Below are 25,888 nucleotides of genomic sequence, written 5' to 3'. Positions count from 1 at the left end.
TCACACTTGGCCGTATTGCTGCCCATGTCGCAGCCAGCGATCCAGCAACGGGCTGACATGTTCCGGCCAGCGCTCCAGCAGCGCCTGCGCGGCATCGCGCACAGCGGGCAGCAGGTCGGCATCGCGCATCAGGTCGGCGACCTTGAATTGCAGCAGGCCGGTCTGGCGCGTGCCGAGCATCTCGCCGGGCCCGCGCAGCTCCAGGTCTTTTTCGGCGATGACGAACCCATCGTTGGTTTCGCGCATGATGCCCAAACGCTGGCGACCGATCTGCGACAGTGGCGGGTGGTAAAGCAGCACGCAGTGGCTGGCCGCGCTGCCCCGGCCGACGCGGCCGCGTAATTGGTGCAATTGCGCCAGGCCCAGGCGCTCGGGGTTTTCGATGATCATCAGGCTGGCGTTGGGTACATCCACGCCCACTTCGATCACGGTGGTGGCGACCAGCAGCTGCAGGTTGCCGGCCTTGAATTCGGCCATCACCGCGGCTTTTTCCACCGGCTTCATGCGCCCGTGGATCAGCCCGACCTTGAGTTCGCCCAAGGCGCTGGTGAGGTCTTCATAGGTGGTTTCGGCGGCCTGGCAGGTGAGCTCTTCGGACTCTTCGATCAGCGTGCATACCCAGTAGGCCTGGCGGCCTTCGGCGCAGGCACCGCGCACACGTTCGATCACCTCGACGCGGCGCGTGTCGGTGACCAGCACGGTGTTCACCGGCGTGCGGCCAGGTGGCAGTTCGTCGAGGATCGAGGTGTCGAGGTCGGCATAGGCGCTCATGGCCAGGGTGCGCGGGATCGGCGTGGCGGTCATGATCAACTGGTGCGGGTTCATCCGGCCGCCCACGCCTTTCTGGCGCAGGGCCAGGCGCTGTTGCACGCCGAAGCGGTGCTGTTCGTCGATGATCACCAGGGCCAGGTTCTTGAACTGCACTTCGTCCTGAAACAGTGCGTGGGTGCCCACCACCATCGGTGCGCCGCCGGCGATCTGCTCCAGGGCCGCTGCGCGGTTCTTGCCCTTGAGCTTGCCGGCCAGCCACGCCACTTCCAGGCCCAGCGGCTCGAGCCAGCGCTTGAAGGTGATGAAGTGCTGCTCGGCGAGGATCTCGGTGGGCGCCATCAGTGCCACCTGGTAACCGGCCTCCAACGCCTGCAAGGCGGCGAGGGCGGCGACCACGGTTTTGCCGGCGCCCACATCGCCCTGGATCAGGCGCAGCATGGGTTCCTTTTGGCTCAGGTCGTAGGCGATTTCATTGCCGACGCGCTGCTGCGCCCCGGTTGGCGCAAAGCCCAGGTTGGCCAGGTATTGCGCAGGCAGGCGCGTGGCCTTGGGCATGGCCGGCGCGCGCAGGGAACGCATGCTCTCGCGCAGGCGCTGCTGCGACAGTTGGTGGGTCAGCAGTTCTTCGAAGGCGAGGCGATGCTGGGCCCAGTGATGACCCAGGGCCAGTTCGTCGACATCGGCATCGGCTGGCGGGTGATGCAGGTAGCGAATCGCATCGTCCAGCGGGGCCAATTGGTAGTCGCGGGCCAGTTCCAGGGGCAGCCAGTCAGGCAGGCTCTTGGGGCCGAGCAGGGTCAAGGTCTGCATGCACAGCTGGCGCAGGCGCTGTTGGGTCAGGCCTTCGGTGAGCGGGTAGATCGGTGTGAGGGTGGTGTCCACCGGCGGCGGCTCATCGCCGGTGATGGCGCGGTACTCCGGGTGGTAAATCTCCAGGCCCGAGGCGCCGGGCCGCGCTTCGCCGTAGCAGCGCACGCGGGTGCCACGCTTGAGGCCGTCCTTCTGTGCATTGCTGAAATGGTAGAAGCGCAGGCTCAGGCCGCCGGTGCCGTCCTGCAGGCGCACGACCAGGCTGCGGCGCTTGCCCATCACCACGTCGGCGCCGCTGACGGTGCCTTCGACCACCGCATCCTGCCCAGGACGCAACTGGCCAATCGGCACCACGCGGGTGCGGTCCTGATAACGCAGGGGCAGGTGGAACAGCACGTCCTGGAGGTTTTCCAGGCCGACCTTGGCCAGCTTTTCGGCCATGGCTTCACCGACACCTTTAAGGGCGGTGACCGACACCTGCGACAGCTCAGTCATACGTCTAATCAGCTCGCAGCAGGCGGCTTGGCCACCGAACACAGGCGGATCGAGTCGGCGAGGATTTCAATCGCCTTAGGCCGCGGAAAGCTGGCGCGCCAGGCAATCGCCACGGTGCGGAACGGCACCGGCGGCGTCAGTGGGCGCACTTCGATCACGCCGGGGGCGTAGTGATGGCTGTCCACCGCCGACAGCGGCAGGATCGAAATACCCAGGCCGGAGGCGACCATGTGGCGAATGGTTTCCAAGGAGCTGGATTCCACCGTGGTGTGCTTGGCGCCGTCGTTGCCCTTGGTCAGGGTGGGACAGGCTTCCAGCACCTGGTCGCGGAAGCAGTGGCCTTCGCCCAGCAGCAGTAGGCTCTTGTCGTTGAGCAGGCCGGCGTCGATGGTGTCTTTTTGTGTCCACGGGTGGGTGGCCGGCATCAGCACGTAGAACGGCTCGTCGTAGAGCTGGAGGGTAAGCACGTCCGCTTCGTTGAAGGGCAGGGCGATGATGATCGCGTCCAGCTCACCGTTGCGCAGTTTGTCGCGCAGCACGTGGGTGAAGTTTTCTTCGATATACAGCGGCATCTGCGGCGCTACGCGGTGCAGTTGCGGGATCAGGTGCGGGAACAGGTACGGGCCGACGGTGTAGATGGCGCCGACTTTCAGCGGTGCGGTCAGCTGGTTCTTGCCGGCCTGGGCCAGTTCGCGAATGCTTTGGGCCTGCTCCAGGACTTTTTGTGCCTGGGCAACGATGCCTTCGCCCACCGGGGTGAGGCGCACGGCGCTTTTGCTGCGCTCGAAAATCAGCACACCGAGTTCGTCTTCAAGCTTTTTCACACCCACCGACAGCGTCGGCTGGCTGACGTGACAACGCTCGGCCGCGTGGCCGAAGTGCTGCTCTTGGGCGAGGGTAACGATGTAGCGTAATTCTGTAAGAGTCATAGCGGGCGTCCATGAGGTTGCGGGCCAAGCATACCGGCTGCAATCGATAGACGCACGTTATCAGAACTTTGATCGGGATTGAGCGGAGAGTTAGGCGAATTTGATCAGCTGTGCACAATCAAATGTGGGAGGGGGCTTGCCCCCTCCCACATTGTCTTCAGCGACGCTTTTCGATGTTGTACACGAACGGTGCAACGATCTCGATGCTGCCGCCTTTGAGCATCTCGCTCGGTGGCTTGGGCAACGGCTGGGCACGACGGATCATGTCCAGGGTGGCGCGGTCCAGGTCGGCGTTGCCGGAGCGGCCCACCAACTCGTAGGACAGCACGTTGCCGTCGGCATCGACCACGAACTTCAGGCGGTTGAGGCCTTCCTTGCCACGGGCCTGGGCGCCTGGCGGGTACTTCTTGTACTTCTGCAAGTGCGCCAGCAGGGTGCCTTCCCAGGACGCCTTGGCAGCGATCTGTTGTGGCGACGGGCCGGGTACGGGCTGGGCCGATTTCTCAGCCGGTGCTTGGGTCGGCGGAGCGTCGCTCGGCGGCTCTTCGGAAGGTTTCTCCTTGGGCGGCTCGATCTTCTTCTCCACCGGCTTCGGCGGCTGCGGTTTGGGCTTGGGCTTGACCGGCTTGGGCACCTGGATCGTCGGCTTGGGTGCCTCGGCCAGTTTCGGCAAGGGCAGCTCTTCCACCGGCGCCGGCGGTTGTGGCGGCGTTATGACTTTTGGCGGTGCCGGCGGCGGCGGTGCAGGCATCGGTGCCAGGTCGATGACCATGGCCGCCGGTGGCAATTGCACCGTGTGCGGCGCCGACCAATGGAGCGCGATGGCAATCGCGACGGCATGCACGCCCAGCACGACGGCGAGGCTGGTGCCATAACGCGTCAGTTTGTGGCGCGTCGTGATCATTTTTTGGCTGCCGTCTCGAGTCCGACCAGGCCTACCTTGAGGTAGCCGGCTGCCCGCAGGGCATCCATCACGCTCATCAGGTCACCGTAGTCCACGCCCTTGTCAGCCTGGAAGAAGATCGTCGTGTCTTTCTTGCCTTGGGTCTTGGCGTCCAGCACCGCGCCCAGGGTTTCAGTCTTCACTTCTTCTTCGCCGAGGAACAGGCGTTGGTCCGCCTTGACGCTGAGGAATACCGGTTTCTCCGGCCGCGGCGCCGGCTTGGCGCTGGAGGCGGGCAGGTCGACCTTGATGTCCACGGTGGCCAACGGTGCCGCCACCATGAAGATGATCAGCAGCACCAGCATCACGTCGATAAACGGCGTAACGTTGATTTCGTGGTTCTCGACGAGTTCGTCGTCGCCTTGATTCAAATGCAGGCCCATGGCCGATTACCCCACTTTCACCATGTGCGGTTGCGAGCTGCGCTCGGTAGGCAGGTGGTCGAGGTCGCGGCTGACCAGCAGCAGGACTTCTGCCGACGCGTCCGATACCTGGGCCTTGTAGCCGGCAATCGAACGGGCGAAGACGTTGTAGATGACCACCGCAGGAATCGCTGCAACCAGGCCCAGGGCGGTTGCCAGCAGGGCTTCGGCGATGCCTGGGGCAACGACGGCGAGGTTGGTGGTCTGGGTTTTGGCGATGCCGATGAAGCTGTTCATGATGCCCCACACGGTACCGAACAGGCCGACGAAAGGCGCGGTGGAACCGATGGTCGCGAGTACGCCGGTGCCGCTGCTCATGTTACGACCGCAGGCCGCAACCAGGCGCTCCAGGCGGAAAGCCACACGTTCCTTGATGCCTTCTTTTTCGCGGGTGTTGGCCGACAGGCGCATTTCTTCCAGCGCGTCGTGCACCAGGGTGTTGGCCAGGGTGCCCTTCTTGGTTGCCGTTTCGCTGGCTTCCTTGAGGGTGGTAGCCTTTTTCAGGTGGACGATTTCAGCGCGCAGACGACGCTTGGCGCCCAGCAGCTCGAAGCCCTTGGCGATCCAGATGGTCCAAGTGATGATCGAGGCAATGGCCAGGCCGATCATGACGGCTTTCACCACGACGTCAGCGTTCTGGTACATGCCCCATGGCGACAGGTCGTGGGCCATGCCCAGGGTGTTGTCTTCTTCCAGCACCACGCCGGTCTCATCGGCGGAGGCCGCAGGATCTGCTGCCAGAGCCGGGTCGGTGGCTGCTGGTGCAGCGGCTGGAGCTGCTGTGCTCTGCGAGGTAGCCGGGGCAGTAGCCGGTGCGTTGGCGTCAGCGAATGCGGCGGTCGGTGCCAGCAGTACGCTGAACAGCAGCGCAGCAATCGCGCGCCAGGCGCGGGATGGGCTGTGAAGCTTGGTTGGCGAAGCGGGGGTTGTATTACGTGTCATGCTGGCCGGACCTGAGAGGAAAAATGAGTGATCGTCCTTCCAGACCCAAGGGGGCCGAGGACAAATGGGCGGTTATTATTGCAAGTAATTCTTGTTAACAGAAGTAATACAGTAACTTTATTTGTCATTTTTATGGCCGTCTGTCATCTGCGAAGGCTAACCTAGACCTTTCTGTACGGAGTTTTGTGATGTCTGCGCCGTCTGTTGTGATTGCCGGTTGTGGCGATGTGGGTAGTCGGCTGGCTAGCCAATTGCTCGCCTCGGAATGGGAGGTTCATGGGCTGCGCCGGGATATTTCGCGCTTGCCCGATGGGGTGATCGGCATTGCCGGCGACCTGTTCAAAAAGGATTGCCCCGACACCTGGCCGATTGGCGGGGTGGACTACTTGGTGTACTGCGCCGCTGCCACGGACCACGACGAGGCCGGCTATCGCGCGGCTTACGTGCAAGGCCTCAAACATGTGCTGGAGTGGTTGGACGACTACGGCCAGACGCCTAAACACCTGTTGTTTGTATCCAGCAGCAGCGTCTATGGGCAGCAGAACGGCGAGTGGGTCGACGAAAACTCCGACACCATCGCCAAGGGTTATTCCGGCCAGGTCATGCTGGAAGCCGAGCAAGTGGCGCTCACCAGTGGTATCCCGGCAAGCGTTGTGCGCCTGACCGGCATTTATGGCCCAGGCCGCGAATGGCTCCTGACCCAGGTCCGACAAGGCTATCGCGTGGCCGTTGATCCGCCTTTATATGGCAACCGGATTCACGCAGACGATGCGGCGGGTTTGCTGGCGTTTTTGCTGCGCCATGTGGAGCAAGGCGGGGCGTTGGACAAGGTCTACATCGGCGTCGACGATGCGCCCGCGCCACTGGCCGAAGTGGTGGGCTGGTTGCGCGAGTACCTGGGGGTGACCGAGTGGTCCGAGGACGCCAGCGTGCGGCGCGCGGGCAGCAAGCAATGCAGTAATGCGCGGATCAAGGCATTGGGTTGGGTGCCGACCTACCCGACTTACCGCGAAGGCTACGCAGCGATCCTCAAGGGCTGAAACGCAGTGCAAAAATGTGGGAGCGGGCTTGCTCGCGAAAGCGGTGTATCAGAAACACATTCAGTGACTGACACTCCGCATTCGCGGGCAAGCCCGCTCCCACATTTGGATTTGGGTGAGGCTGATTACTGCTTTTCAAGCAGCCATTGGCGAGGGCCGGGCGTAAACGAAGGTACTTCATCTGCCTGCGCGGTATTGATCGCCTGGAAGATTTCCAGCTGTTTGCCTTTGCGAGTAAAGATCCACGGGTTGCCCTGGCCATTCAGTTGCAGCCAGATGCTGTCGTAGCCGCCGCTCATGGAGGCGCAATCGCCCGCCAGGCACAGGGAATAGCGATCGACGTTAGGCAGGCCGGCGACCTTGCCGTCGGCCTGGAACTGTACCGTGGCGCCGCTGCCGAAGCCGTCGGCGATTTTCCAGTCGCCGCCCATGTAGGCCGCGTACAGCGCCCGCTCGAAGTTGGCACCCAATGGTGCGCCTTCAGGGGCGGGGTCTTTGGCGCGGGCAAACAGTTGCTCGGGCTCGTTGTCATTGGCGACTTGCAGCAGTTGCTTGCCTTTGCGCTTCAGTTCGGTGGCGGAGCTACCGTAGAAATCCACGCTCCAGGCGCCGGATTTTTCACCGAGCAACTTGCCTTCAGCCACTTCAAAACCGTTGTAGTAGCGCGCCTGCGAAGCCTTGGTGTTGACCTCCCATTCGAGGTTCGGACCAAAGGACTGCAGCGCTTCACGCAAAGGGCCGCCCTTCGCTGCCGCATCGATGGCGACCTGGTTGATCCAGGTGCCGCTCACGTCCAGATCGGCAGGGTTGCTGGCGCAGCCGCCGAGCAACAGGGCGAGCAACGAAGAGGCTACAAGCGCTTTGCGCATCATGAAATCCTTCTGAAACGAAGTCGGCGCAGCCTGTGGCAGGTTGCGCCGGGTGTTTTATTCGATGACCAGAATCGCGTCCATCTCAACCTGTGCACCCTTTGGCAGGGCGGCAACGCCGATGGCGGCACGGGCTGGGTAAGGCTGTTCGAAGTACTTGCCCATGATCTCGTTGACCTTGGCGAAGTGGCTCAGGTCGGTGAGGAAGATGTTCAGCTTGACGATGTCCTTGAACGAACCACCGGCAGCTTCGGCGACCGACTTGAGGTTTTCGAAGACCTGCACGGTTTGTGCTTCGAAGCCTTCAACCAGTTCCATGGTTTTTGGGTCCAGCGGGATCTGGCCGGACATGTAGACGGTATTGCCCGCCTTGATCGCCTGGGAGTAGGTGCCGATGGCGGCCGGGGCCTTGTCGCTGGTGATAACGGTCTTGGTCATGAGTGACTCCTTGTAAGAGAACGGCTATGCACGCATGCGGGTGATGCGGATCACACCGGTCAGGGCGCGCAGTTTCTTGATCACGCGGGCCAGGTGCACGCGGTCGTGCACGCTGACCACCAGCTGGACCACGCTGATGCGGCCATCGCGCTCGTCCATGCTGATTTTTTCGATATTGCCGTCGGCCGCGTTGACGCTGCTGGCCAGCAGGGCGATCAGGCCGCGCTGGTGCTCCAGCTCAACGCGCAGTTCGACGTTGAATTCGCCGGTGACATCCTTGGCCCATGAGAGCTGGATGCATTTTTCCGGGTTGTGGCGGATTTCGGTGATATTGCGGCAGTTGTCCAGGTGCACCACCATGCCTTTGCCCGCCGACAGGTGGCCGACAATCGGGTCGCCCGGGATCGGTGTGCAGCACTTGGCATAGCTGAGCACCAGGCCTTCGGTGCCGCGAATTGCCAGCGGGCCTTCCGGGCTTGGCAGCTGTTCGCCTTCGCCGAGCAGGCGGCGGGCGACCACATAGGCCATGCGGTTGCCCAGGCCGATATCTTCCAGCAAGTCTTCGATGGTTTCCTGGCGATACTCGTGGAGCATCGCTTGCACGCGCTCCTGCGGGATCTTGTCCAGGGCGCTGTCGAAACCGTTGAGCACCTTGTTCAACAGGCGCTCGCCGAGGCTGATGGATTCGGAGCGACGTTGCAGTTTCAGCGCGTGGCGGATGTGCGTACGGGCCTTGCCGGTGACCACGAAATTGAGCCACGCCGGGTTCGGGCGTGCGCCCGGTGCGCTGACGATCTCCACTGTGGAGCCACTTTGCAGCGGTTCGGACAGCGGGGCCAGGCGCCGGTTGATCCGGCAGGCGATGCAGCTGTTGCCGACGTCGGTGTGTACCGCGTAGGCAAAGTCGACCGCCGTGGAGCCTTTGGGCAGCTCCATGATGCGGCCTTTGGGCGTGAACACGTAGACCTCGTCCGGGAACAGGTCGATCTTCACGCTTTCGATGAATTCCAGGGAGTTGCCGGCACGTTGCTGCATTTCCAGCACGCCCTTGACCCATTGGCGGGCGCGGGCATGGGTGCCTTTGGGCTGCTCGTCGCCGCTGGACTTGTACAGCCAATGGGCGGCGATGCCGTTGTTGGCCATCTCTTCCATTTCGCGGGTGCGGATCTGGATCTCGATCGGCACCCCGTGCATACCGAACAGCGTGGTATGCAGCGACTGATAGCCGTTGGCTTTGGGAATCGCGATGTAGTCCTTGAAGCGGCCTGGCAGGGGTTTGTACAAATTATGTACAGCGCCCAGCACGCGGTAGCAGGTATCGACCTTGTCGACGATGATCCGGAACGCATACACGTCCATGATCTCGTTGAAGGCCCGGCGCTTGCCACGCATCTTCTTGTAGATGCCGTAGATGTGCTTCTGCCGGCCGCTGACTTCGCCTTCAATCTCGTCGATCGCCAGGCAATGGCTCAGCGACTCTTCGATTTTGTTGACGATTTCCTTGCGGTTGCCCCGGGCGCGCTTGACCGCCTGGTAGATACGCGCCGAGCGCATCGGGTGCATGGCCTTGAAGCCGAGGTCTTCGAACTCGATACGAATGGCGTGCATGCCCAGCCGGTTGGCGATAGGCGCGTAGATTTCCAGGGTTTCCTTGGCGATGCGCCGGCGTTTTTCGCCAGAGAGCACTTCCAGCGTACGCATGTTGTGCAGCCGGTCGGCGAGCTTGACCAGGATCACGCGGATGTCGCGTGCCATGGCCATGGCCATCTTCTGGAAGTTTTCCGCCTGGGCTTCGGCCTTGGTCTCGAAGTTCATCTGGGTCAGTTTGCTGACCCCGTCGACCAGTTCGGCCACGGTTTCGCCAAATTGCGCGCTGAGCGCTTCCTTGGCAATGCCGGTGTCTTCGATCACGTCATGCAGCATCGCAGCCATCAGGCTCTGATGGTCCATGTGCATGTCGGCGAGAATATTTGCCACCGCAAGAGGATGCGTGACATACGCCTCGCCACTGCGGCGGCGTTGGCCGTCGTGGGCTTGTTCGGCGTAGAAATACGCTCGGCGGACCAGGTTGACCTGGTCTGGGCCGAGGTAGGTCGATAAGCGATCGGCGAGGGCGTCTATGCTCGGCAAAGGAATGACTCCTGCCGTTGGCTGTGACCCCGCGCCGTGCTACGTCGACCAGGCATAGGCTTAGACGGCCTCGTTGGACTCGTCCTCGAACGCTGCAAACAGCGGTTCGTCCTCAACGATTTCGGCGTTGGCGATGAACTCGTAGCTCATCAGGCCTTCAGCGATTTCACGCAGGGCTACAACGGTAGGCTTGTCGTTTTCCCACTGGACCAGGGGCTCTTTGCCGCCAGTGGCCAGTTGACGGGCACGCTTGGTAGAGAGCATGACCAGCTCAAAGCGGTTATCCACGTGTTCTAGGCAGTCTTCAACGGTTACGCGGGCCATGGTATTCCTCGGAGCGAATGCAAGATGCGCGCTGCCCGGTTGGGCGAGCGGACTAAACAGTTTAAAAAATCACCAGCGTTTAGGGAAGCGCTGATTTTTCCCAGGCCCTCGCAAAACCGCTACAAGTGCCAATGTAAAGCCCTTGCAGCGGTTTTGGGAAGAGCCAATCAGCCGAGCAGTTCAGCCAGTAATTTGCCGAAACGCTGCTGTTGGCGCTTTTGCTGGAGCTGATTGGTGCGGAAAATCGCCTTCAAATCGTCCAGCGCGTGGGCAAAATCGTCATTGATGATCAGGTAGTCGTAGTCGACGTAGTGGCTCATTTCGCTGACGGCTTCACGCATGCGGCCTTCGATGATCTCGTCGCTGTCCTGGCCACGGTTGGTCAGGCGCTGGTGCAAGGCTTCCAGCGAGGGCGGCAGGATAAAGATCGAGCGCGCCTTGGGCATCAGTTGACGCACTTGCTCGGCGCCCTGCCAGTCGATTTCCAGGATCAGGTCGTGGCCTTCGTCCAGGGTCTGCTGCAGGTGGCTTTGCGAGGTGCCGTAGAGGTTGCCGAATACTTCGGCGCGCTCCAGGAAGTCGCCGTGTTCGATCATCTTGACGAACTCGGTGCGCTCGACGAAGTGATAGTGCACGCCGTTCACTTCACCCGGACGCATGGCGCGGGTGGTGTGCGAGACCGAGATGCGGATCTGCTCGTCAGCGTCGGTCAGGGCCTTGACCAGGCTGCTCTTGCCCGCGCCCGAAGGGGCGGAAATGATGTAAAGGGTGCCGGTGCTGTGGGTCATGGAGGTTGCCTTACTCAATATTCTGTACTTGTTCGCGCATCTGCTCGATCAACACTTTGAGGTTGACCGCAGCCGTGGTGCTGCGCGGGTCAAATGCCTTGGAGCCGAGTGTATTGGCTTCGCGGTTGAGTTCCTGCATCAGGAAGTCCAGGCGCCGACCAGCGGCACCACCGGACTTGAGCACGCGGCGCACTTCAAGGATGTGCGTGCTCAGGCGGTCCAGCTCTTCGGCCACGTCGCTTTTCTGTGCCAGCAGCACCATTTCCTGTTCCAGGCGCACCGGGTCGAGGTCGGCCTTCATGTCGGTGAAGCGGTCGAGGACCTTCTGGCGCTGGGTGGCGAGCATCTGCGGGACCAGCTCGCGCAGGGTTACCACGTCTTCTTCGATGGAGGTCAGGCGCTCGCTGATCAGGCGGGCCAGCTCGGCACCTTCACGCTCGCGGCCGGCCTTGAGTTCCTTCAAGCCTTGGGTGAACAGGGCCAGGGCTTCGGCGTTCAGGGCCTGCGGGTCGGTGGCGTCGGCCACCAGCACGCCGGGCCAGGCCAGCACTTCCAGCGGGTTCAGCGCGGCAGGCTGCTTGATCAGGCTGGCGATGGTTTCGGCGGCAGCGACCAGTTGCGCGGCGCGGTCGCGGTCCACCTGCAGCGGCTTGCCGGTGGTTTCCTCGGTAAAGCGCAGGGTGCATTCCAGCTTGCCGCGCGAGATGCCTTGGCGCAGTGCTTCACGCACGGCGCCTTCGAGGTCGCGGAAGGATTCCGGCAGGCGCAGGTGCGGCTCCAGGTAGCGGCTGTTGACCGAGCGCAGCTCCCAGCTCAGGGTGCCTTGGGCGCCGGCTTTTTCGACGCGGGCGAAGGCGGTCATGCTGTGCACCATGGAGGTACCTCGCGTTGCAGCCGCGTAAAAACGGGCTGATGGTTAAGAAGGCGCAGGATTGTAGCGCAGTGGGGCGAGCGCGCCCAAACCCGCGCATTCGTAACTGAATTTTTTAGAAGTGCCCCGAATCGGCGCGCGGCTCTATAATGCTCGGCAGTTTTTCGTCCTCCGTACAGGTATCCCCTATGAAACGTCCAAGTGGTCGCGCTGCCGATCAGCTCCGCTCGATCCGCATCACCCGCAACTACACCAAACACGCCGAGGGATCCGTACTGGTCGAGTTTGGCGATACCAAGGTTATCTGCACCGTCAGCGTTGAAAATGGCGTGCCACGTTTCCTTAAAGGCCAGGGCCAGGGTTGGTTGACCGCCGAATACGGCATGCTGCCGCGCGCCACCGGCGAGCGTAACCAGCGTGAAGCCAGCCGTGGCAAGCAAGGCGGGCGCACCCTGGAAATCCAGCGTCTTATCGGCCGTTCCCTGCGCGCCGCGCTGGACATGTCCAAGCTGGGCGACGTGACCCTGTACGTCGACTGCGACGTGATCCAGGCGGATGGCGGCACCCGCACTGCGTCCATCACTGGCGCCATGGTGGCCCTGGTTGATGCGCTCAAAGTGATCAAGAAGCGTGGCGGCCTCAAAGGCGGCGACCCGCTCAAGCAGATGATCGCCGCTGTGTCGGTAGGCATGTACCAGGGCGAGCCGGTGCTGGACCTGGACTACCTGGAAGATTCGGCTGCCGAGACTGACCTGAACGTGGTCATGACCAGCACCGGCGGTTTCATCGAAGTACAGGGTACCGCCGAAGGCGCACCATTCCAGCCGGCCGAGCTGAACGCTATGCTGGCCCTGGCCCAGAAAGGCATGACCGAGATCTTCGAACTGCAGAACGCCGCCCTGGCTGACTGAACCCGCCTCAAGGAGACGCGCCATGAATGACAGCCAAATGCCGGTGCCTACGCCTTCCTACGAAGTGCGGCAGGGGGCGATGTTGTGTCATCTCGCGGCGTTCCTGGGGTTTGTGTTTCCCTTCGGCAGTGTCGTCGGGCCGCTGATCCTGTGGCAGATGAAGAAAGAAGTGGACCCGTTCATTGATGATCAGGGCAAGGAAGCCTTGAATTTTCAGATCACCGTGGCCATCGCCTGGATAGCCTGCATCGTGCTGGCCTTTGCAGTGATCGGCTTTTTCCTGATGTTTGCCCTGGCAATCGCCACGGTGGTGCTGACCATCATCGGCAGCATCAAGGCCAACAAGGGGATCGCCTACCGCTACCCCTTGACCTGGCGTGTGATCAAATAATGAGCGGCCACAAAAAAACCGACAGCGATGTCGGTTTTTTTGTGCCTGGGCAAAGACCTCAGATGGTCAGTGTCCAGTCGTAGTCCACGATCAGCGGCGCGTGCTGCGAGAAGCGCGGCTGACGCGGCAAGCGTGCGCTGCGAACGAACCGGCGCAGGCCTGGGGTCAGCAGCTGGTAGTCGAAGCGCCAGCCCAGGTTGAGCATCTCAGCCTGTTCATTGTCTGGCCACCAGCTGTACTGGTCGCCTTCACGGCTGACTTCACGCAGGGCATCCACATAACCCATGTTGCCGACAATCTCGTCCATCCAGGCGCGTTCCGGCGCCAGGAAACCCGGGGATTGCTGGCTGTCGCGCCAGTTCTTGATATCCAGCTTCTGTTGCGCCACGTAGAGCGAGCCACAATAGATGTACTCGCGACGTTTGCGCCGCTGTTTATCCAGATAACGGGCGAAATCGTCCATTAGCTTGAACTTCTGGTTCAAGTCTTCATCGCCGTTCTGCCCCGAAGGAAGCAGCAAGGTCGCGATGCTGACCTTATCGAAATCGGCTTGCAGGTAGCGCCCGTAGCGGTCGGCTGTCTCGAAGCCGAGGCCGCTGATGACCGCCTTGGGTTGCAACCGCGAGTACAAAGCCACGCCACCTTGGGTGGGCACTTCGGCATCGCAGGCATAAAGGAAGTAGCCATCCAGTTGGAAGGCTGGGTCGTCCAGTTCAAAGGCGGAGGCGCGGGTATCCTGCAGGCAGATGACGTCGGCATTCTGGGCTTGCAGCCAACTGAGCAAACCACGCTCGACTGCAGCCTGAATACCATTAACGTTCACACTGATGATCCGCATAAATGGCCCCAAAAATCGCGTGCGTGTATGATACACGCCGTCTACCTAATTAGCTAAATCCGTGGTATCTGAGGCTTTTTTCATGCAGGCGTATCAACGCGATTTCATTCGTTTTGCCATCGATCGCGGCGTTTTGCGCTTCGGTGAGTTCACTTTGAAGTCCGGGCGCACCAGCCCGTACTTCTTCAATGCAGGCTTGTTCAACTCGGGTTCGGCCCTGGCTCAGCTGGGTCGTTTCTACGCGGCAGCCATCGTTGAAAGCGGTATTTCCTTCGATGTGCTGTTTGGCCCAGCGTACAAGGGTATCCCCTTGGCGGCCGCTACCGCCGTGGCCCTGGCCGAACATCACGGGCAGGATCTGCCGTGGTGCTTCAACCGCAAGGAAGCCAAGGCCCATGGCGAAGGCGGCAGCCTGGTGGGCGCGCCCCTTACCGGCGACGTGCTGATCATCGACGACGTGATCACCGCCGGCACCGCGATCCGTGAAGTGATGCAGATCATCGCTTCCCAGGACGGCGCCAAGGCGGCCGGTGTGCTGATCGCGCTGAACCGCCAGGAGCGTGGTAACGGCGAATTGTCGGCGATCCAGGAAGTCGAGCGTGATTTCGGCATCCCGGTGGTGAGCATCGTGTCGTTGAACCAGGTGTTGCAGTTCCTGGAAGATGATCCGCAGCTCAAGCAGCATCTGCCGGCGGTGCGTGCGTACCGCGAGCAATTCGGCGTCTGAGGTCATTTAAAGGCATCGCAAAACCTTTGTGGGAGCGGGCTTGCTCGCGAATGCGGTTTGTCAGTTGATAGGTGTGCTGGCTGACCCACCGCCTTCGCGAGCAAGCCCGCTCCCACATTGGGTTGCATTTCACCTTGAAGGCCTCATAAAAAAGCCCCCGCTCAATGTTATTGAGCGGGGGCTTTTTGTTTATAGCGTTTAAGGACGCTTGCGGTTGCTGATCAGCGTACCCACACCGGTATCGGTGAAGATTTCCAGCAGGATCGCATTCGGCACGCGGCCATCCAGGATCAGCGAGCTACCGACGCCGCCTTGCACCGCTTCCAGCGCGCAACGGATCTTCGGCAGCATGCCACCATAAATGGTGCCGTCGGCAATCAGCTCGTCCACCTGTTGGGTGGTCAAGCCGGTCAGCACCTTGCCTTCCTTATCCATCAGGCCGGCGATGTTGGTCAGCAGCATCAGCTTTTCAGCCTTCAGCGCCTCGGCCACCTTGCCGGCCACCAGGTCGGCGTTGATGTTGTAGGACTCACCGTTGGCACCCACGCCGATGGGCGCGATTACCGGGATGAAATCGCCCTTGACCAGCAGGTTGAGCAAGTCGGTGTTGATGCCGATCACTTCGCCCACTTGGCCGATGTCGATGATTTCCGGTTGGGTCATTTCCGGTGTCTGGCGGGTGACTGTCAGTTTTTTCGCGCGGATCAGCTCCGCGTCCTTGCCGGTCAGGCCGATGGCGCTGCCGCCGTGACGGTTGATCAGGTTGACGATGTCCTTGTTGACCTGGCCGCCGAGGACCATCTCCACCACGTCCATGGTCTGCGCGTCAGTGACGCGCATGCCATCGATGAAGTGACTCTCGATCGACAGGCGCTTGAGCAGGTCGCCGATCTGCGGGCCGCCACCGTGCACGACTACCGGGTTGATCCCCACGGCTTTCATCAACACGATATCGCGGGCAAAGCCGGTTTTAAGCTCGTCGCTTTCCATGGCATTGCCGCCGTACTTGATCACCAGCGTCTTGCCGACGTAGCGTCGGATGTAAGGCAACGCTTCGGAAAGGACCTTGGCAGTGTTGGCAGCGGCTTCGCGTTCGAGGGTCATTCAGGGCTCCGGTAAAAAATCAGAACGGTAATTGGAGATCAGGGGCAACACGTTTCAACTGGGCGTGGAACACGTCCTTGATGCGCTGCAACTCAGCCTCGGTATCCGCCTCGAAACGCAGCACCAGCACCGGTGTGGTGTTGGATGCGCGCACCAGGCCCCAGCCTTTGGCGTAATCGACTCGCACACCATCAATAGTGGTCAGGTTGGCGCCTTCACCCCATTGCGCATCGTGCAGTGCGTCAATGATGCTGAATTTGCTCTCCTCGGTCACATGGATATTGATCTCTGGCGTAGAAATATCATTCGGGAAGGTCTGAAACAGCTCTTCTGCCGTGGATTTTTCCTTGCTGAGGATCTCCAACAGACGAGCGGCGCTGTAAATACCGTCGTCAAACCCGAACCAGCGCTCCTTGAAGAACACGTGGCCACTCATTTCACCGGCCAACAAGGCGCCGGTTTCCTTCATTTTCTTTTTGATCAACGAGTGACCGGTCTTCCACATTAGCGGGCGACCGCCGTATTCCTTGATCAGCGGAGTGAGGCGGCGGGTGCACTTCACGTCGAAGATGATCTCGGCGTTGGCATTGCGCGCCACCACGTCGCGGGCGAACAGCATCAGCAGGCGGTCCGGGAATACGATCTCGCCGGTTTCAGTCACCACGCCCACACGGTCGCCGTCGCCGTCGAAGGCCAGGCCGACGTCGGCCCCGGTTTCCTTGACCTTGGCGATCAGGTCCACCAGGTTTTCCGGCTTGCCCGGGTCCGGGTGGTGGTTGGGGAAGTGGCCGTCGACTTCGCAGAACAGCGGGATCACTTCACAGTTCAGCGCTTCGAGCAATTGCGGGGCAATCACGCCGGCCGCGCCGTTGCCGCAGTCCACCACCACTTTGAGGCGGCGGGCGAGTTTGACGTCGCGGGTGATTTCATCAGAGTAGCGCTGCAGGATGTCGACTTTGGTGATGCTGCCTTCACCGCTGGTCAGGTCGTTGGTCTTCAGGCGGGTGTGCAGGGCCTGGATCTGTTCGTTGGCGAGGGTGTCGCCGGCGATGACGATCTTGAAGCCGTTGTAGTCCGACGGGTTATGGCTGCCGGTCAGCATCACGCCGGATTTGCCGGCCAGCACGTTGGCGGCGTAGTACAGCGCAGGCGTTGGCACCAGGCCCACATCGCTGACATGGCAGCCGCTGTCGGCCAGGCCCTGGATCAGTTGTTCCACCAACTCGGGGCCGGACAGGCGGCCGTCACGGCCGACCGAAACGTTCGGCTCATCCTGGGCCAGGCTCTGGGCGCCGATGGCGCGGCCGATCCAGTAGGCGGTTTCGGCGGTCAGGGTCTTGGGCACCACGCCACGGATGTCGTAGGCGCGAAAGATGCTGTCGGGGAATGTCGGGGCTACTCGGGCTGCGGTACTCATCGCGGGGGGAAACTCCATCTGAAGGGGGCAAGGCTGGCCTTAAAGTGGCTGACCGGCAGGCTCAAACTGAAGGGTATGACGGTGTTTTCGGCAGAGAGTTCGTGGTGCAAAAATGCCATCGGAGCTTGGGCCCCGTCTTGTTTTCCGCGTAATGCATTGATTTCACTAGGGAAATCTCGCTGATAAAGTCCGCGCATTCTTCGTCCTGAAAAGCCCGGCGGGGGCGTCAGCCGGGCAAAAGCGCCCGGCCAGGTTCAGCTTAGTCAGTGGCTACCGGAATGCCCAAAGCCACCTGCACCACGTTGTGTTTCATCAAATTCCGAAACCAGTTCGAAGTGCGCCTGTACCACCGGTACCAGGACAAGCTGGGCGATGCGCTCACCGACCGCAATGTTAAATGCGGTCTGGCCACGGTTCCAGCACGACACCATCAGCTCGCCCTGGTAGTCCGAATCGATCAGGCCCACCAGGTTGCCCAGCACGATCCCGTGTTTGTGACCCAGGCCGGAGCGCGGCAGGATCAGCGCCGCCAGGCCCGGGTCGCCGACGTAGATCGACAGGCCGGTAGGAATCAGAATGGTCTGGCCCGGCTCAAGCACGGTGTCTTGCTTGAGCATGGCGCGCAGGTCGAGGCCGGCGGAGCCTGGGGTGGCGTAGGCCGGCAGTGGGAATTCGTTGCCGATGCGTGGGTCGAGGATCTTGGCTTGCAAAGCGTGCATGGAAATTAAACCTGGTTCAGCCGTTGGGCGATAAAAGAGATCAGTTGGCGGGCAATCTTGCCCTTGCTGGTCTGGGCGAAAAGGGTGGCGTGCAGCTCGCGGTCGATCACGCTGCAGGCGTTTTCCTCGCTGTTGAAGCCGATGCTCGGGTTGGCGACATCGTTGGCAACGATCAGGTCGAGGTTTTTGTCTTTCAATTTGCGTGCGGCGTAGTCCAGCAGGTGCTCGGTCTCGGCGGCAAAGCCGACGCTGAACGGACGGTCCGGGCGCGTGGCGATAGTGGCCAGGATGTCTGGGTTGCGCACCATTTGCAGGAGCAGACCGTCGCCGCTTGTAGGGTCTTTCTTGAGTTTTTGCGGGGCAACGACTTCCGGGCGGTAGTCTGCAACCGCTGCCGAAGCGATAAACAGATCGCAGGGAATAGCTGCCTCACAGGCCGCCAACATGTCTCGGGCGCTGACTACGTCGATTCGCGTGACGCGATCAGGGGTCGGCAAATGCACCGGGCCGGTGATCAAGGTGACGCGTGCGCCTGCCTCGACCGCCGCTTCAGCCAGGGCGAAGCCCATTTTCCCTGAGCTATGGTTGGTGATGTAGCGCACCGGGTCGATGTTTTCCTGGGTCGGCCCGGCAGTGATCAGCACGTGCTTGCCGGTCAGGGCCAGGTGTTGGAAGCATTCGGCGGCGCACAGCGCCAGGTCGGTGGCTTCGAGCATGCGGCCCATGCCCACGTCGCCGCAGGCCTGGCTGCCGGATGCCGGGCCGAACACTTTCAGGCCACGGCTTTGCAGCAGTTGAGTGTTGGCCTGGGTCGCCGGGTCGCGCCACATGGCCTGGTTCATGGCCGGGGCGATGGCGACGGTGGCGTCGGTGGCCAGTACCAGGGTGGTCAGCAGGTCATCGGCGATGCCTTGGGCCAGGCGTGCGATCAGGTCGGCGGTGGCCGGGGCGATCAGCACCAGGTCGGCCCATTTGGCCAGTTCGATATGGCCCATGGCGGCTTCGGCGGCCGGGTCCAGCAGGTCCAGGTGAACCGGGTGGCCGGACAAGGCCTGCATGGTCAGCGGGGTGATGAACTCACTGCCACCACGGGTCATGACCACGCGCACTTCGGCGCCTTGGTCGAGGAGCCTGCGGACCAGCTCTGCGCTCTTGTAGGCGGCAATGCCGCCGCCAACGCCGAGAACGATGCGTTTCCGATACAGACGCTGCATTGGTTTGCCTTTCCAGTTCAGTGATGCCAGTTCAATGGCGCGTGCGATGCCCCCTCCCCAGGGGAAATCGCATGCAAAAAAGAGGGCCTACGATAACACAGCGCCTGCCTGGCAACAGTGGCGCACATACACAGGGAAGTGAGATGAGCATTCGTGATTGGCCCTTGGCAGAGCGGCCGCGGGAGAAGCTTCTGGAGTGGGGGGCGGCGAGTCTGTCGGACGCCGAATTGCTGGCAATCTTCCTGCGTACCGGCGTGTCCGGCTGGAGCGCAGTCGACCTGGCGCGCCATCTGCTGGCGCAGTTTGGCGGGCTGCGACCGCTGCTGGAGGCCAGCCAGACGCTGTTCAGCCAGCAATTGGGCTTGGGGCCGGCTAAGTTTGCCCAGTTGCAGGCGGTGCTGGAAATGTCCCGGCGCCATATGGCCGAGCGCTTACGCAATGACTCGGTACTGGAGAGCCCGGTGGCCGTGCGTGATTACCTCAAGGCGTTGTTGCGTCATGAGCCACACGAGGTGTTCGGTTGTCTGTTCCTGGACTCCAGGCACCGGGTGCTGGGCTTCGAAGCTTTATCGGAGGGCACCATCGATGCCGCCATCGTGTACCCACGGCAAGTGGTCAAGCGCGCACTGGCCTACAACGCGGCGGCGTTGATCCTGTGTCATAACCACCCTTCGGGAAGCCTGGAACCGAGCGCAGCTGATCGAAAATTAACCAAAATCCTGCAGAAGGCTTTGGAAATGGTCGATGTGCGGGTGCTCGATCACATCATCGTGGGGGATGGTGACCCGCTGTCGATGGCGGAATATGGGTGGATGTAGCCCGCCCCATGCGGGGCGGGCCAGAGGCTCAGGGCTTGACGCTGACCTTGGAGAAATCCTGGCGCCCGAATGGGCTTACCTGGTACCCCTCGACACTCTTGCGTGCCAGGGCGAACGCCGTCGGGTGCGCCAGCGGCAGCCACAGCGCCTGCTGCTGGATCTGCGCCTGGGCCTGTTGATACAGCTTGCTGCGCACCCCTTGCTCGCTGGTGGTTTTGCCGGCGCTGATCAGCTTGTCCAGCGCCGGGTCGCAGTAGCGGGCGAAGTTGGTGCCGGATTTCACCGCCGCGCAAGAGAACTGCGGGGTCAGGAAGTTATCCGGGTCGCCGTTGTCGCCGGCCCAGCCCATGAACAGCAGGTCGTGCTCGCCAGCTTTGGCGCGACGGATCAATTCGCCCCATTCGATCACGCGGATCTCGGCCTGGATGCCGACTTTGGCCAGGTCCGCCTGCAACAGTTGCGCGCCGAGGTTCGGGTTGGGGTTCAGCAGGCTGCCGGTAGGGCGGGTCCAGATGGTGGTCTTGAAGCCATCCTTGAGCCCGGCACGGTCGAGCAGCGCCTTGGCCTTGGCGAGGTCCTGTGGATAACCCGGCAGGTCTTTGGCGTAGCTCCAGGTGTTGGCTGGGTACGGGCCGTTGGCGGCTTCGGCGGTGCCTTCAAACACGGCCTTGAGGTAGCTGGCCTTGTCGAAGGCCAGGTTGATCGCCTGGCGCACTTCGGGCTTGTCCAGCGGCGGGTGCTGGCTGTTGATGGCCACGAAAGCGGTCATGAACGCTGCGGTTTTTTCTACCTTGAGCGCGGGTTCTTTCTCGGCCTCGCCCACATCCAGGGGCTTGGGCGACAGGGCGATCTGGCATTCATCGCGCTTGAGTTTCTGCAAGCGTACGTTGGCGTCCGGGGTAATCGCGAAGATCAAGTTATCCACAGCCGGTTTGCCGGCGAAGTAGTCCGGGTTGGCCTTATAGCGGACCACGGCGTCTTTCTGGAAACGGCTGAAGATGAATGGCCCGGTACCGATCGGCTGGCTATTGAGCTTTTCCGGGGTGCCGGCCTTGAGCAGTTTGTCGGCGTATTCCGCTGGGTAGATCGAGGCAAAGCCCATGCTCAGGGCCGCGAGGAACGTGGAGTCGGCGTGGTCCAGGGTGAAGCGCACGGTCAGCGGGTCGAGGGCGTCGATCTTTTTGACCAGTGTGGGTAATTGCAGGGACTGCGCATGGGGGAAGCCGCTCTGGGCGATCTTGTGCCATGGGTTGGCCGGGTCGAGCATACGCTCGAAGCTGAAGCGCACGTCTTCGGCGGTCAGGGTGCGGCTGGGGGTGAAATACTCGGTGCGGTGGAATTTCACGTCCGGGTGCAGCTTGAAGGTGTAGGTCAGGCCATCCGGCGAGACGTCCCAGCTGTCCGCCAGGCTTGGCACCAGCTTGCCGCTGGCTGCGTCGTAGTCCACCAGGCGGTTCATCAGCACGTCGGCCGAGGCATTGGTGGTGGTCAGCGAGTTGTATTGCACCACGTCGAACCCTTCGGGGCTGGCCTCGGTGCAGACGCTCAGGTTACTGGCGGCATTGGCCAGCGGGGCGATAAAGAGAGGGGCTAGCAATAGCGGTAGGGCAGCGAGGCGCATGTTCGGTTTCCTTTGCAGATCGAAGGCCCATCTGCGAGTGCAGTCTGGAAAAGACCTACCGTAGTGGTCTGATTGATAAATGACTAGCCCATTTTTGCCTGTGCTTTTGCTTCAAATGCTGTTTTGATGGCGCCTCAGCGTGTTTCGCCGTGCGCATTACTGCGCGCGCGGGGGCTGTAAATGATTCTGTGCGACGAGCGGTCGGCTGTTACAGCGGCCCCTCCTGGCAACGGTTCGGGCGTCTGTCGCCGAGATTTACGCCAGGAAAAACACACGGGCTGTTGTTGCACTGGGGTCTTTCTGGTATAAAGCAGCGCTCTTTTCTAGGGGCCCGGTTCCTTCACTGTAGGTGTAGCCGGTAAGACCCTTAAAGAAACGCGGCGCCTGGCGCCAAATGACTGAGAGATTAAGCGGCCAACCCATGCCGGGTTGGGCATGTGGTTTTAGAGGGCTGAGGCATGTCGAGAGTCTGTCAAGTTACCGGTAAGGGTCCGGTGACTGGGAATAACATTTCCCACGCAAATAACAAAACCCGTCGTCGTTTCCTGCCGAACCTGCAGCATCACCGCTTCTGGGTTGAAGAAGAGAAACGTTTTGTTCGCCTGCGTGTATCTGCCAAAGGTATGCGTATCATCGACAAGCGTGGCATCACTGTCGTGCTGGCCGAAATCCGCGCCGCTGGCAAGATCTAAGGAGCTTTATCATGCGTGAATTGATTCGAATGATCTCTAGCGCCGGTACTGGTCACTTCTACACTACCGACAAGAACAAGCGTACTACCCCGGACAAGCTCGAAAAGAAAATGTTCGACCCGCGCGTTCGCAAGCACGTGATCTACAAAGAAGGCAAAATCAAGTAATTGATTTTCCTCCTTGTGAAAAAAAGCCCGTCTCTCACGAGTCGGGCTTTTTTTTGCCTGCCATTTATTGATCAGGCTTTCTGCTCGAACACCACGTAGATCTTGCGGCACGGCTCCAGTACTTCCCAGGTGCCGTTGAAACCGGCGGGGATCACGAAGCGGTCGCCGGCGCGCAAGGTCTTGGCGTTGCCCTCGGCATCGCGCAGCACGGACACACCCTGCACAATTTCGCAGTACTCGTGCTCGGTGTAGTTGACCTTCCACTGCCCGACTTCACCCTCCCAGACGCCGGCGCTCATTTGGCCGCACGGGCTGTTGTAGTGGTTGTAGACGGTTTGCTCGGGATCGCCCTTGATGATCTTTTCCGCAGCAGGGCGGTAGCGTTCGGGGGCGGTGCTGGCTTGGCTGAAGTCGACGATGTCCTGGATGCTCATGTGCGTGTCCCGTCTGGCCTGCGGTTGGAGAGCCCAAAGTCTATGTTTATTAAAATGAACATCGCAAGGGCGTTTACCGGCGTTATGTCAAATATATTGAAACACCCCCAGCCGCTGGTTTAGGGTGGCAGCTGCCTTGAGCCGAACAGCAGGCTGGCCGGGCAAAGAATTCTTTGAGGCTGCCGGGGGACATCACCTGGCCCTTGTATTCAATAAGAGGAGGACACTCGCATGACCACCCTGACCCGTGCCGACTGGGAACAACGCGCCAAGGATCTGAAGATCGAAGGCCGCGCCTATATCAATGGCGAATACACCGCCGCTGTTTCCGGTGACACCTTCGAATGCATCAGCCCGGTCGATGGCCGCCTGCTGGCCACTGTTGCCAGCTGTGACGCCGCCGACGCCCAGCGCGCCGTGGAAAATGCCCGCGCCACCTTTAATTCCGGTGTCTGGTCGCGCCTCGCGCCGGCCAAACGCAAAGCCACCATGATCCGTTTCGCCGCGCTGCTCAAGGCCAATGCCGAAGAGCTGGCGCTGCTTGAAACCCTGGATATGGGCAAGCCGATCAGCGACTCCCTGGGCATCGACGTGCCGGGCGCCGCCAATGCTCTGAGCTGGAGCGGCGAGGCGATCGACAAAATCTACGACGAAGTCGCGGCCACCCCGCACGACCAACTGGGTCTGGTGACCCGCGAGCCTGTGGGTGTTGTCGGTGCCATCGTGCCGTGGAACTTCCCGCTGATGATGGCTTGCTGGAAACTCGGGCCGGCGCTGTCCACCGGTAACTCGGTGATCCTCAAGCCGTCCGAAAAATCTCCGCTGACCGCCATCCGCATCGCCGCCCTGGCCGTTGAAGCCGGCATTCCAAAGGGCGTGTTCAACGTGCTGCCGGGTTATGGCCACACCGTGGGCAACGCGCTGGCTCTGCACATGGACGTGGATACTCTGGTGTTCACCGGTTCCACCAAGATCGCCAAGCAGTTGTTGATCCGCTCCGGCGAGTCGAACATGAAGCGTGTATGGCTGGAAGCGGGCGGCAAGAGCCCGAACATCGTGTTCGCCGACGCGCCGGACCTGCAAGCCGCCGCTGAATCCGCCGCCGGCGCTATCGCCTTTAACCAGGGCGAAGTCTGCACCGCCGGCTCGCGCCTGCTGGTGGAGCGCTCCATCAAGGATAAATTCCTGCCGCTGGTGATCGAGGCCCTCAAGGGCTGGAAGCCAGGCAACCCGCTGGACCCGGCGACCAACGTCGGTGCACTGGTGGACACCCAGCAGATGAACACCGTGCTGTCGTACATCGAAGCCGGCCACGCTGACGGCGCCAAGTTGGTCGCCGGCGGCAAGCGCACCCTGGAAGAAACCGGTGGCACCTACGTCGAACCGACGATTTTCGACGGTGTAACCAACGCCATGAAGATCGCCCAGGAAGAGATCTTCGGCCCCGTGCTGTCGGTGATCACCTTCGACAGCGCCGAAGAAGCCATCGCCATCGCCAACGACACCCAATATGGCCTGGCCGCAGCTGTGTGGACGGCGGATATCTCCAAGGCGCACCTGACCGCCAAGGCCCTGCGTGCCGGTAGCGTGTGGGTCAACCAGTACGATGGCGGCGACATGACCGCGCCGTTTGGTGGCTTCAAGCAGTCGGGCAACGGTCGCGACAAGTCGCTGCACGCCTTCGATAAGTACACCGAGCTGAAGGCGACCTGGATCAAGCTGTAAGCAACACTGCAGGCCAAATGTGGGAGGGGGCTTGTGTGGGAGCTGGCTTGCCTGCGATAGCATCACCGAGGTGTGACTGACACACGGAGGTGCTTGCATCGCAGGCAAGCCAGCTCCCACATGAGCCCCCTCCCACACTGTTTTGTGTGTACTCAAGAATTATCCACAGGAGCGTGGAAATGCGTTGGGCGACTTATTTCGCCGTGCTGGCCTCGGTACTTAGCGTTGGCTTGGCGCTGGGCGTCAGCATGCCGTTGGTGTCCCTGCGCCTTGAAAGCTGGGGTTACGGCAGCTTCGCGATTGGCGTGATGGCGGCCATGCCGGCGTTTGGCGTGTTGCTGGGTGCGAAAGTCTCCAGCCGCATGGCCTCATGGCTCGGCACTGCCAACCTGATGCGCCTGTGCCTGTGGGCGGGGGCGGTGTCCATCGGCTTGCTGGCGATTTTGCCCAGTTACCCGGTGTGGCTGGTGCTGCGGCTGATGATCGGGGTGATCCTGACCATCGTGTTTATCCTCGGCGAAAGCTGGATCAACCAGCTGGTGGTCGAGCAGTGGCGCGGCCGCCTGGTGGCGTTGTATGGCTGCAGTTATGCCTTGAGCCAACTGTCGGGGCCGCTGCTGCTGGGCCTGATCGGCACCGACCACGACTACGGTTTCTGGGTCGGGGTAGGGTTGCTGCTGGTTGCGCCGCTTTTGCTGCTGGGACGCTCCGGCGCACCGAGTGCCGAATCGTTCAGCGTGACCTTCGCGCAACTGTGGCGCTTCTGCCTGAGTTTGCCGGCGATTGCCTGGGCGGTGGCGTTGTTCGCGGCGTTCGAGGCGATGATTCTGACGCTGCTGCCGGTGTATTGCCTGCAACAAGGTTTTACCGCCGAGGTCGCCCTGGCCATGGTCAGCACGGTGGTGGTCGGCGACGCGCTGCTGCAACTGCCCATCGGTGCGCTGGCGGATTACCTGCCACGGCGCACCTTGTTCCTGAGTTGTGCGCTGCTGTTGCTGGGCTCTAGCCTGGCGATTCCGGTATTGATGCACACGCCGCTGATCTGGCCGGTGTGGGTGCTGTTCGGCGCCAGTGCCGGTGGATTGTTTACCTTGTCATTGATCCTGATCGGCGAGCGCTACCGCGACGATGCGCTGGTGCGCGCCAATGCCCACGTGGCGCAGCTGTGGGGCATCGGCTGTCTGATCGGCCCGCTGGTGGCCGGTGCGGGCAGCCAGTGGATCAGCGGGCATGCGCTGCCGTTGCTGATGGCAGCCGGCGCGTTGGGGTTGGTGGTGCTGTTACTGCGCCAAGGGGCATTTGGCGCCGCACAGCCGGCCTGACCTTGAAATGCATTCA

General features: G+C 61.6%; 26 protein-coding genes and 1 pseudogene. 9 read left to right on the top strand and 18 right to left on the bottom strand.

Translation table 11 applies throughout. The features are described from left to right. From recG to exbB, 5 genes are all read right to left on the bottom strand, one after another. Nucleotides 1-2,076 carry an ATP-dependent DNA helicase RecG gene (gene recG / locus CXQ82_RS30455; protein WP_101273597.1) on the bottom strand — a complete coding sequence of 692 codons (2,076 nt, stop codon included), beginning with the start codon at nt 2,074-2,076 and terminating at the stop codon, nt 1-3. A gap of 8 nt (nt 2,077-2,084) precedes the next feature. Then, the gene (locus tag CXQ82_RS30450; protein WP_101273596.1) at nt 2,085-3,005 is read right to left on the bottom strand and encodes a hydrogen peroxide-inducible genes activator; all 921 of its coding nucleotides are present in this window, start codon (nt 3,003-3,005) and stop codon (nt 2,085-2,087) included. A 157-nt stretch (nt 3,006-3,162) separates the two neighbouring features. Then, nucleotides 3,163-3,909, bottom strand: coding sequence for an energy transducer TonB (locus tag CXQ82_RS30445; protein ID WP_101273595.1), 747 nt, complete (start codon nt 3,907-3,909; stop codon nt 3,163-3,165). After that, nucleotides 3,906-4,331, bottom strand: a complete 426-nt coding sequence (exbD, locus tag CXQ82_RS30440; protein WP_101273594.1) for a TonB system transport protein ExbD — start codon at nt 4,329-4,331, stop codon at nt 3,906-3,908. Before exbD ends, CXQ82_RS30445 begins: the two co-directional genes overlap by 4 nt. A gap of 6 nt (nt 4,332-4,337) precedes the next feature. Continuing rightward, the gene (exbB, locus tag CXQ82_RS30435; RefSeq protein ID WP_101273593.1) at nt 4,338-5,312 is read right to left on the bottom strand and encodes a tonB-system energizer ExbB; all 975 of its coding nucleotides are present in this window, start codon (nt 5,310-5,312) and stop codon (nt 4,338-4,340) included. A 188-nt stretch (nt 5,313-5,500) separates the two neighbouring features. On the opposite strand from exbB, the gene CXQ82_RS30430 reads away from it, so the two are divergent. Beyond that, nucleotides 5,501-6,352 (top strand): SDR family oxidoreductase, encoded by an 852-nt coding sequence (locus CXQ82_RS30430; RefSeq protein WP_101273592.1) that lies wholly within the window; start codon nt 5,501-5,503, stop codon nt 6,350-6,352. 125 nt (nt 6,353-6,477) lie between these two features. On the opposite strand, the gene CXQ82_RS30425 is transcribed toward CXQ82_RS30430, so the two are convergent. The 6 genes from CXQ82_RS30425 to CXQ82_RS30400 all read right to left on the bottom strand — a co-directional run bounded on the left by CXQ82_RS30425 (nt 6,478) and on the right by CXQ82_RS30400 (nt 11,775). After that, nucleotides 6,478-7,221 carry a hypothetical protein gene (locus CXQ82_RS30425; protein ID WP_101273591.1) on the bottom strand — a complete coding sequence of 248 codons (744 nt, stop codon included), beginning with the start codon at nt 7,219-7,221 and terminating at the stop codon, nt 6,478-6,480. 57 nt (nt 7,222-7,278) lie between these two features. After that, on the bottom strand, nt 7,279-7,659 hold the full coding sequence (locus tag CXQ82_RS30420) for a RidA family protein (RefSeq protein WP_003176922.1): 381 nt from the start codon (nt 7,657-7,659) through the stop codon (nt 7,279-7,281). A 24-nt stretch (nt 7,660-7,683) separates the two neighbouring features. Continuing rightward, nucleotides 7,684-9,789 (bottom strand): bifunctional GTP diphosphokinase/guanosine-3',5'-bis pyrophosphate 3'-pyrophosphohydrolase, encoded by a 2,106-nt coding sequence (spoT, locus tag CXQ82_RS30415; RefSeq protein WP_015886535.1) that lies wholly within the window; start codon nt 9,787-9,789, stop codon nt 7,684-7,686. A gap of 60 nt (nt 9,790-9,849) precedes the next feature. Then, nucleotides 9,850-10,113: a DNA-directed RNA polymerase subunit omega gene (gene rpoZ / locus CXQ82_RS30410; protein ID WP_003176920.1), complete on the bottom strand. Its 264-nt coding sequence runs from the start codon at nt 10,111-10,113 to the stop codon at nt 9,850-9,852. 167 nt (nt 10,114-10,280) lie between these two features. Beyond that, complete coding sequence (gene gmk, locus CXQ82_RS30405) at nt 10,281-10,901, bottom strand: guanylate kinase (protein WP_010168203.1); 621 nt, start codon at nt 10,899-10,901, stop codon at nt 10,281-10,283. Nucleotides 10,902-10,911: 10 nt separating this feature from the next. After that, a complete protein-coding gene (locus tag CXQ82_RS30400) occupies nt 10,912-11,775 on the bottom strand; it encodes a YicC/YloC family endoribonuclease (protein WP_101273590.1) in 864 nt (287 codons plus the stop codon). A 185-nt stretch (nt 11,776-11,960) separates the two neighbouring features. Between CXQ82_RS30400 and rph the strand changes: the two genes are divergently transcribed. Further along, entirely contained in the window at nt 11,961-12,683 is a 723-nt protein-coding gene (rph, locus tag CXQ82_RS30395) for a ribonuclease PH (protein ID WP_016975928.1), read from the top strand. A gap of 22 nt (nt 12,684-12,705) precedes the next feature. Next, the gene (locus tag CXQ82_RS30390; protein WP_101273589.1) at nt 12,706-13,074 is read left to right on the top strand and encodes a DUF4870 domain-containing protein; all 369 of its coding nucleotides are present in this window, start codon (nt 12,706-12,708) and stop codon (nt 13,072-13,074) included. Nucleotides 13,075-13,132: 58 nt separating this feature from the next. Here CXQ82_RS30390 and CXQ82_RS30385 read toward each other — a convergent pair whose 3' ends face one another. After that, a complete protein-coding gene (locus CXQ82_RS30385) occupies nt 13,133-13,912 on the bottom strand; it encodes an exodeoxyribonuclease III (protein ID WP_003195493.1) in 780 nt (259 codons plus the stop codon). Between the two features lie 82 nt (nt 13,913-13,994). Here CXQ82_RS30385 and pyrE point away from each other — a divergent pair, with 82 nt between their 5' ends. Further along, nucleotides 13,995-14,639 carry an orotate phosphoribosyltransferase gene (pyrE, locus tag CXQ82_RS30380; RefSeq protein ID WP_003195489.1) on the top strand — a complete coding sequence of 215 codons (645 nt, stop codon included), beginning with the start codon at nt 13,995-13,997 and terminating at the stop codon, nt 14,637-14,639. A 198-nt stretch (nt 14,640-14,837) separates the two neighbouring features. Here pyrE and argB read toward each other — a convergent pair whose 3' ends face one another. The 4 genes and pseudogenes from argB to coaBC all read right to left on the bottom strand — a co-directional run bounded on the left by argB (nt 14,838) and on the right by coaBC (nt 19,093). After that, nucleotides 14,838-15,743 carry an acetylglutamate kinase gene (gene argB / locus CXQ82_RS30375; protein ID WP_015886532.1) on the bottom strand — a complete coding sequence of 302 codons (906 nt, stop codon included), beginning with the start codon at nt 15,741-15,743 and terminating at the stop codon, nt 14,838-14,840. Nucleotides 15,744-15,762: 19 nt separating this feature from the next. After that, a pseudogene (locus CXQ82_RS30370) lies at nt 15,763-17,184 on the bottom strand (phosphomannomutase/phosphoglucomutase); the annotation flags it as partial. Nucleotides 17,185-17,423: 239 nt separating this feature from the next. After that, nucleotides 17,424-17,879, bottom strand: a complete 456-nt coding sequence (gene dut, locus CXQ82_RS30360; protein WP_101273586.1) for a dUTP diphosphatase — start codon at nt 17,877-17,879, stop codon at nt 17,424-17,426. Nucleotides 17,880-17,884: 5 nt separating this feature from the next. Further along, nucleotides 17,885-19,093, bottom strand: coding sequence for a bifunctional phosphopantothenoylcysteine decarboxylase/phosphopantothenate--cysteine ligase CoaBC (gene coaBC / locus CXQ82_RS30355; RefSeq protein ID WP_015886530.1), 1,209 nt, complete (start codon nt 19,091-19,093; stop codon nt 17,885-17,887). A gap of 143 nt (nt 19,094-19,236) precedes the next feature. Here coaBC and radC point away from each other — a divergent pair, with 143 nt between their 5' ends. Further along, nucleotides 19,237-19,911 (top strand): DNA repair protein RadC, encoded by a 675-nt coding sequence (radC, locus tag CXQ82_RS30350; protein WP_101273585.1) that lies wholly within the window; start codon nt 19,237-19,239, stop codon nt 19,909-19,911. A gap of 28 nt (nt 19,912-19,939) precedes the next feature. Here the strand turns inward: radC and CXQ82_RS30345 are convergent, their stop codons facing one another. Next, nucleotides 19,940-21,532, bottom strand: coding sequence for an ABC transporter substrate-binding protein (locus CXQ82_RS30345; protein WP_101273584.1), 1,593 nt, complete (start codon nt 21,530-21,532; stop codon nt 19,940-19,942). Nucleotides 21,533-21,990: 458 nt separating this feature from the next. On the opposite strand from CXQ82_RS30345, the gene rpmB reads away from it, so the two are divergent. Then, nucleotides 21,991-22,224: a 50S ribosomal protein L28 gene (gene rpmB / locus CXQ82_RS30340; protein ID WP_003176907.1), complete on the top strand. Its 234-nt coding sequence runs from the start codon at nt 21,991-21,993 to the stop codon at nt 22,222-22,224. Nucleotides 22,225-22,235: 11 nt separating this feature from the next. After that, entirely contained in the window at nt 22,236-22,391 is a 156-nt protein-coding gene (rpmG, locus tag CXQ82_RS30335; protein WP_003176906.1) for a 50S ribosomal protein L33, read from the top strand. Between the two features lie 71 nt (nt 22,392-22,462). On the opposite strand, the gene CXQ82_RS30330 is transcribed toward rpmG, so the two are convergent. Further along, nucleotides 22,463-22,825, bottom strand: coding sequence for a cupin domain-containing protein (locus tag CXQ82_RS30330; RefSeq protein ID WP_101273583.1), 363 nt, complete (start codon nt 22,823-22,825; stop codon nt 22,463-22,465). Between the two features lie 231 nt (nt 22,826-23,056). On the opposite strand from CXQ82_RS30330, the gene CXQ82_RS30325 reads away from it, so the two are divergent. Together CXQ82_RS30325 and CXQ82_RS30320 are read left to right on the top strand one after the other, a co-directional pair. Continuing rightward, nucleotides 23,057-24,550, top strand: coding sequence for an aldehyde dehydrogenase (locus CXQ82_RS30325; RefSeq protein WP_101273582.1), 1,494 nt, complete (start codon nt 23,057-23,059; stop codon nt 24,548-24,550). A 179-nt stretch (nt 24,551-24,729) separates the two neighbouring features. Further along, the gene (locus tag CXQ82_RS30320) at nt 24,730-25,872 is read left to right on the top strand and encodes an MFS transporter (protein ID WP_101273581.1); all 1,143 of its coding nucleotides are present in this window, start codon (nt 24,730-24,732) and stop codon (nt 25,870-25,872) included. The last annotated feature ends 16 nt before the right edge of the window (nt 25,873-25,888 follow it).

Source organism: Pseudomonas sp. S09G 359, assembly GCF_002843605.1.
Lineage (GTDB): Bacteria > Pseudomonadota > Gammaproteobacteria > Pseudomonadales > Pseudomonadaceae > Aquipseudomonas.
This window is presented reverse-complemented; position numbering and strand designations above follow the sequence as displayed.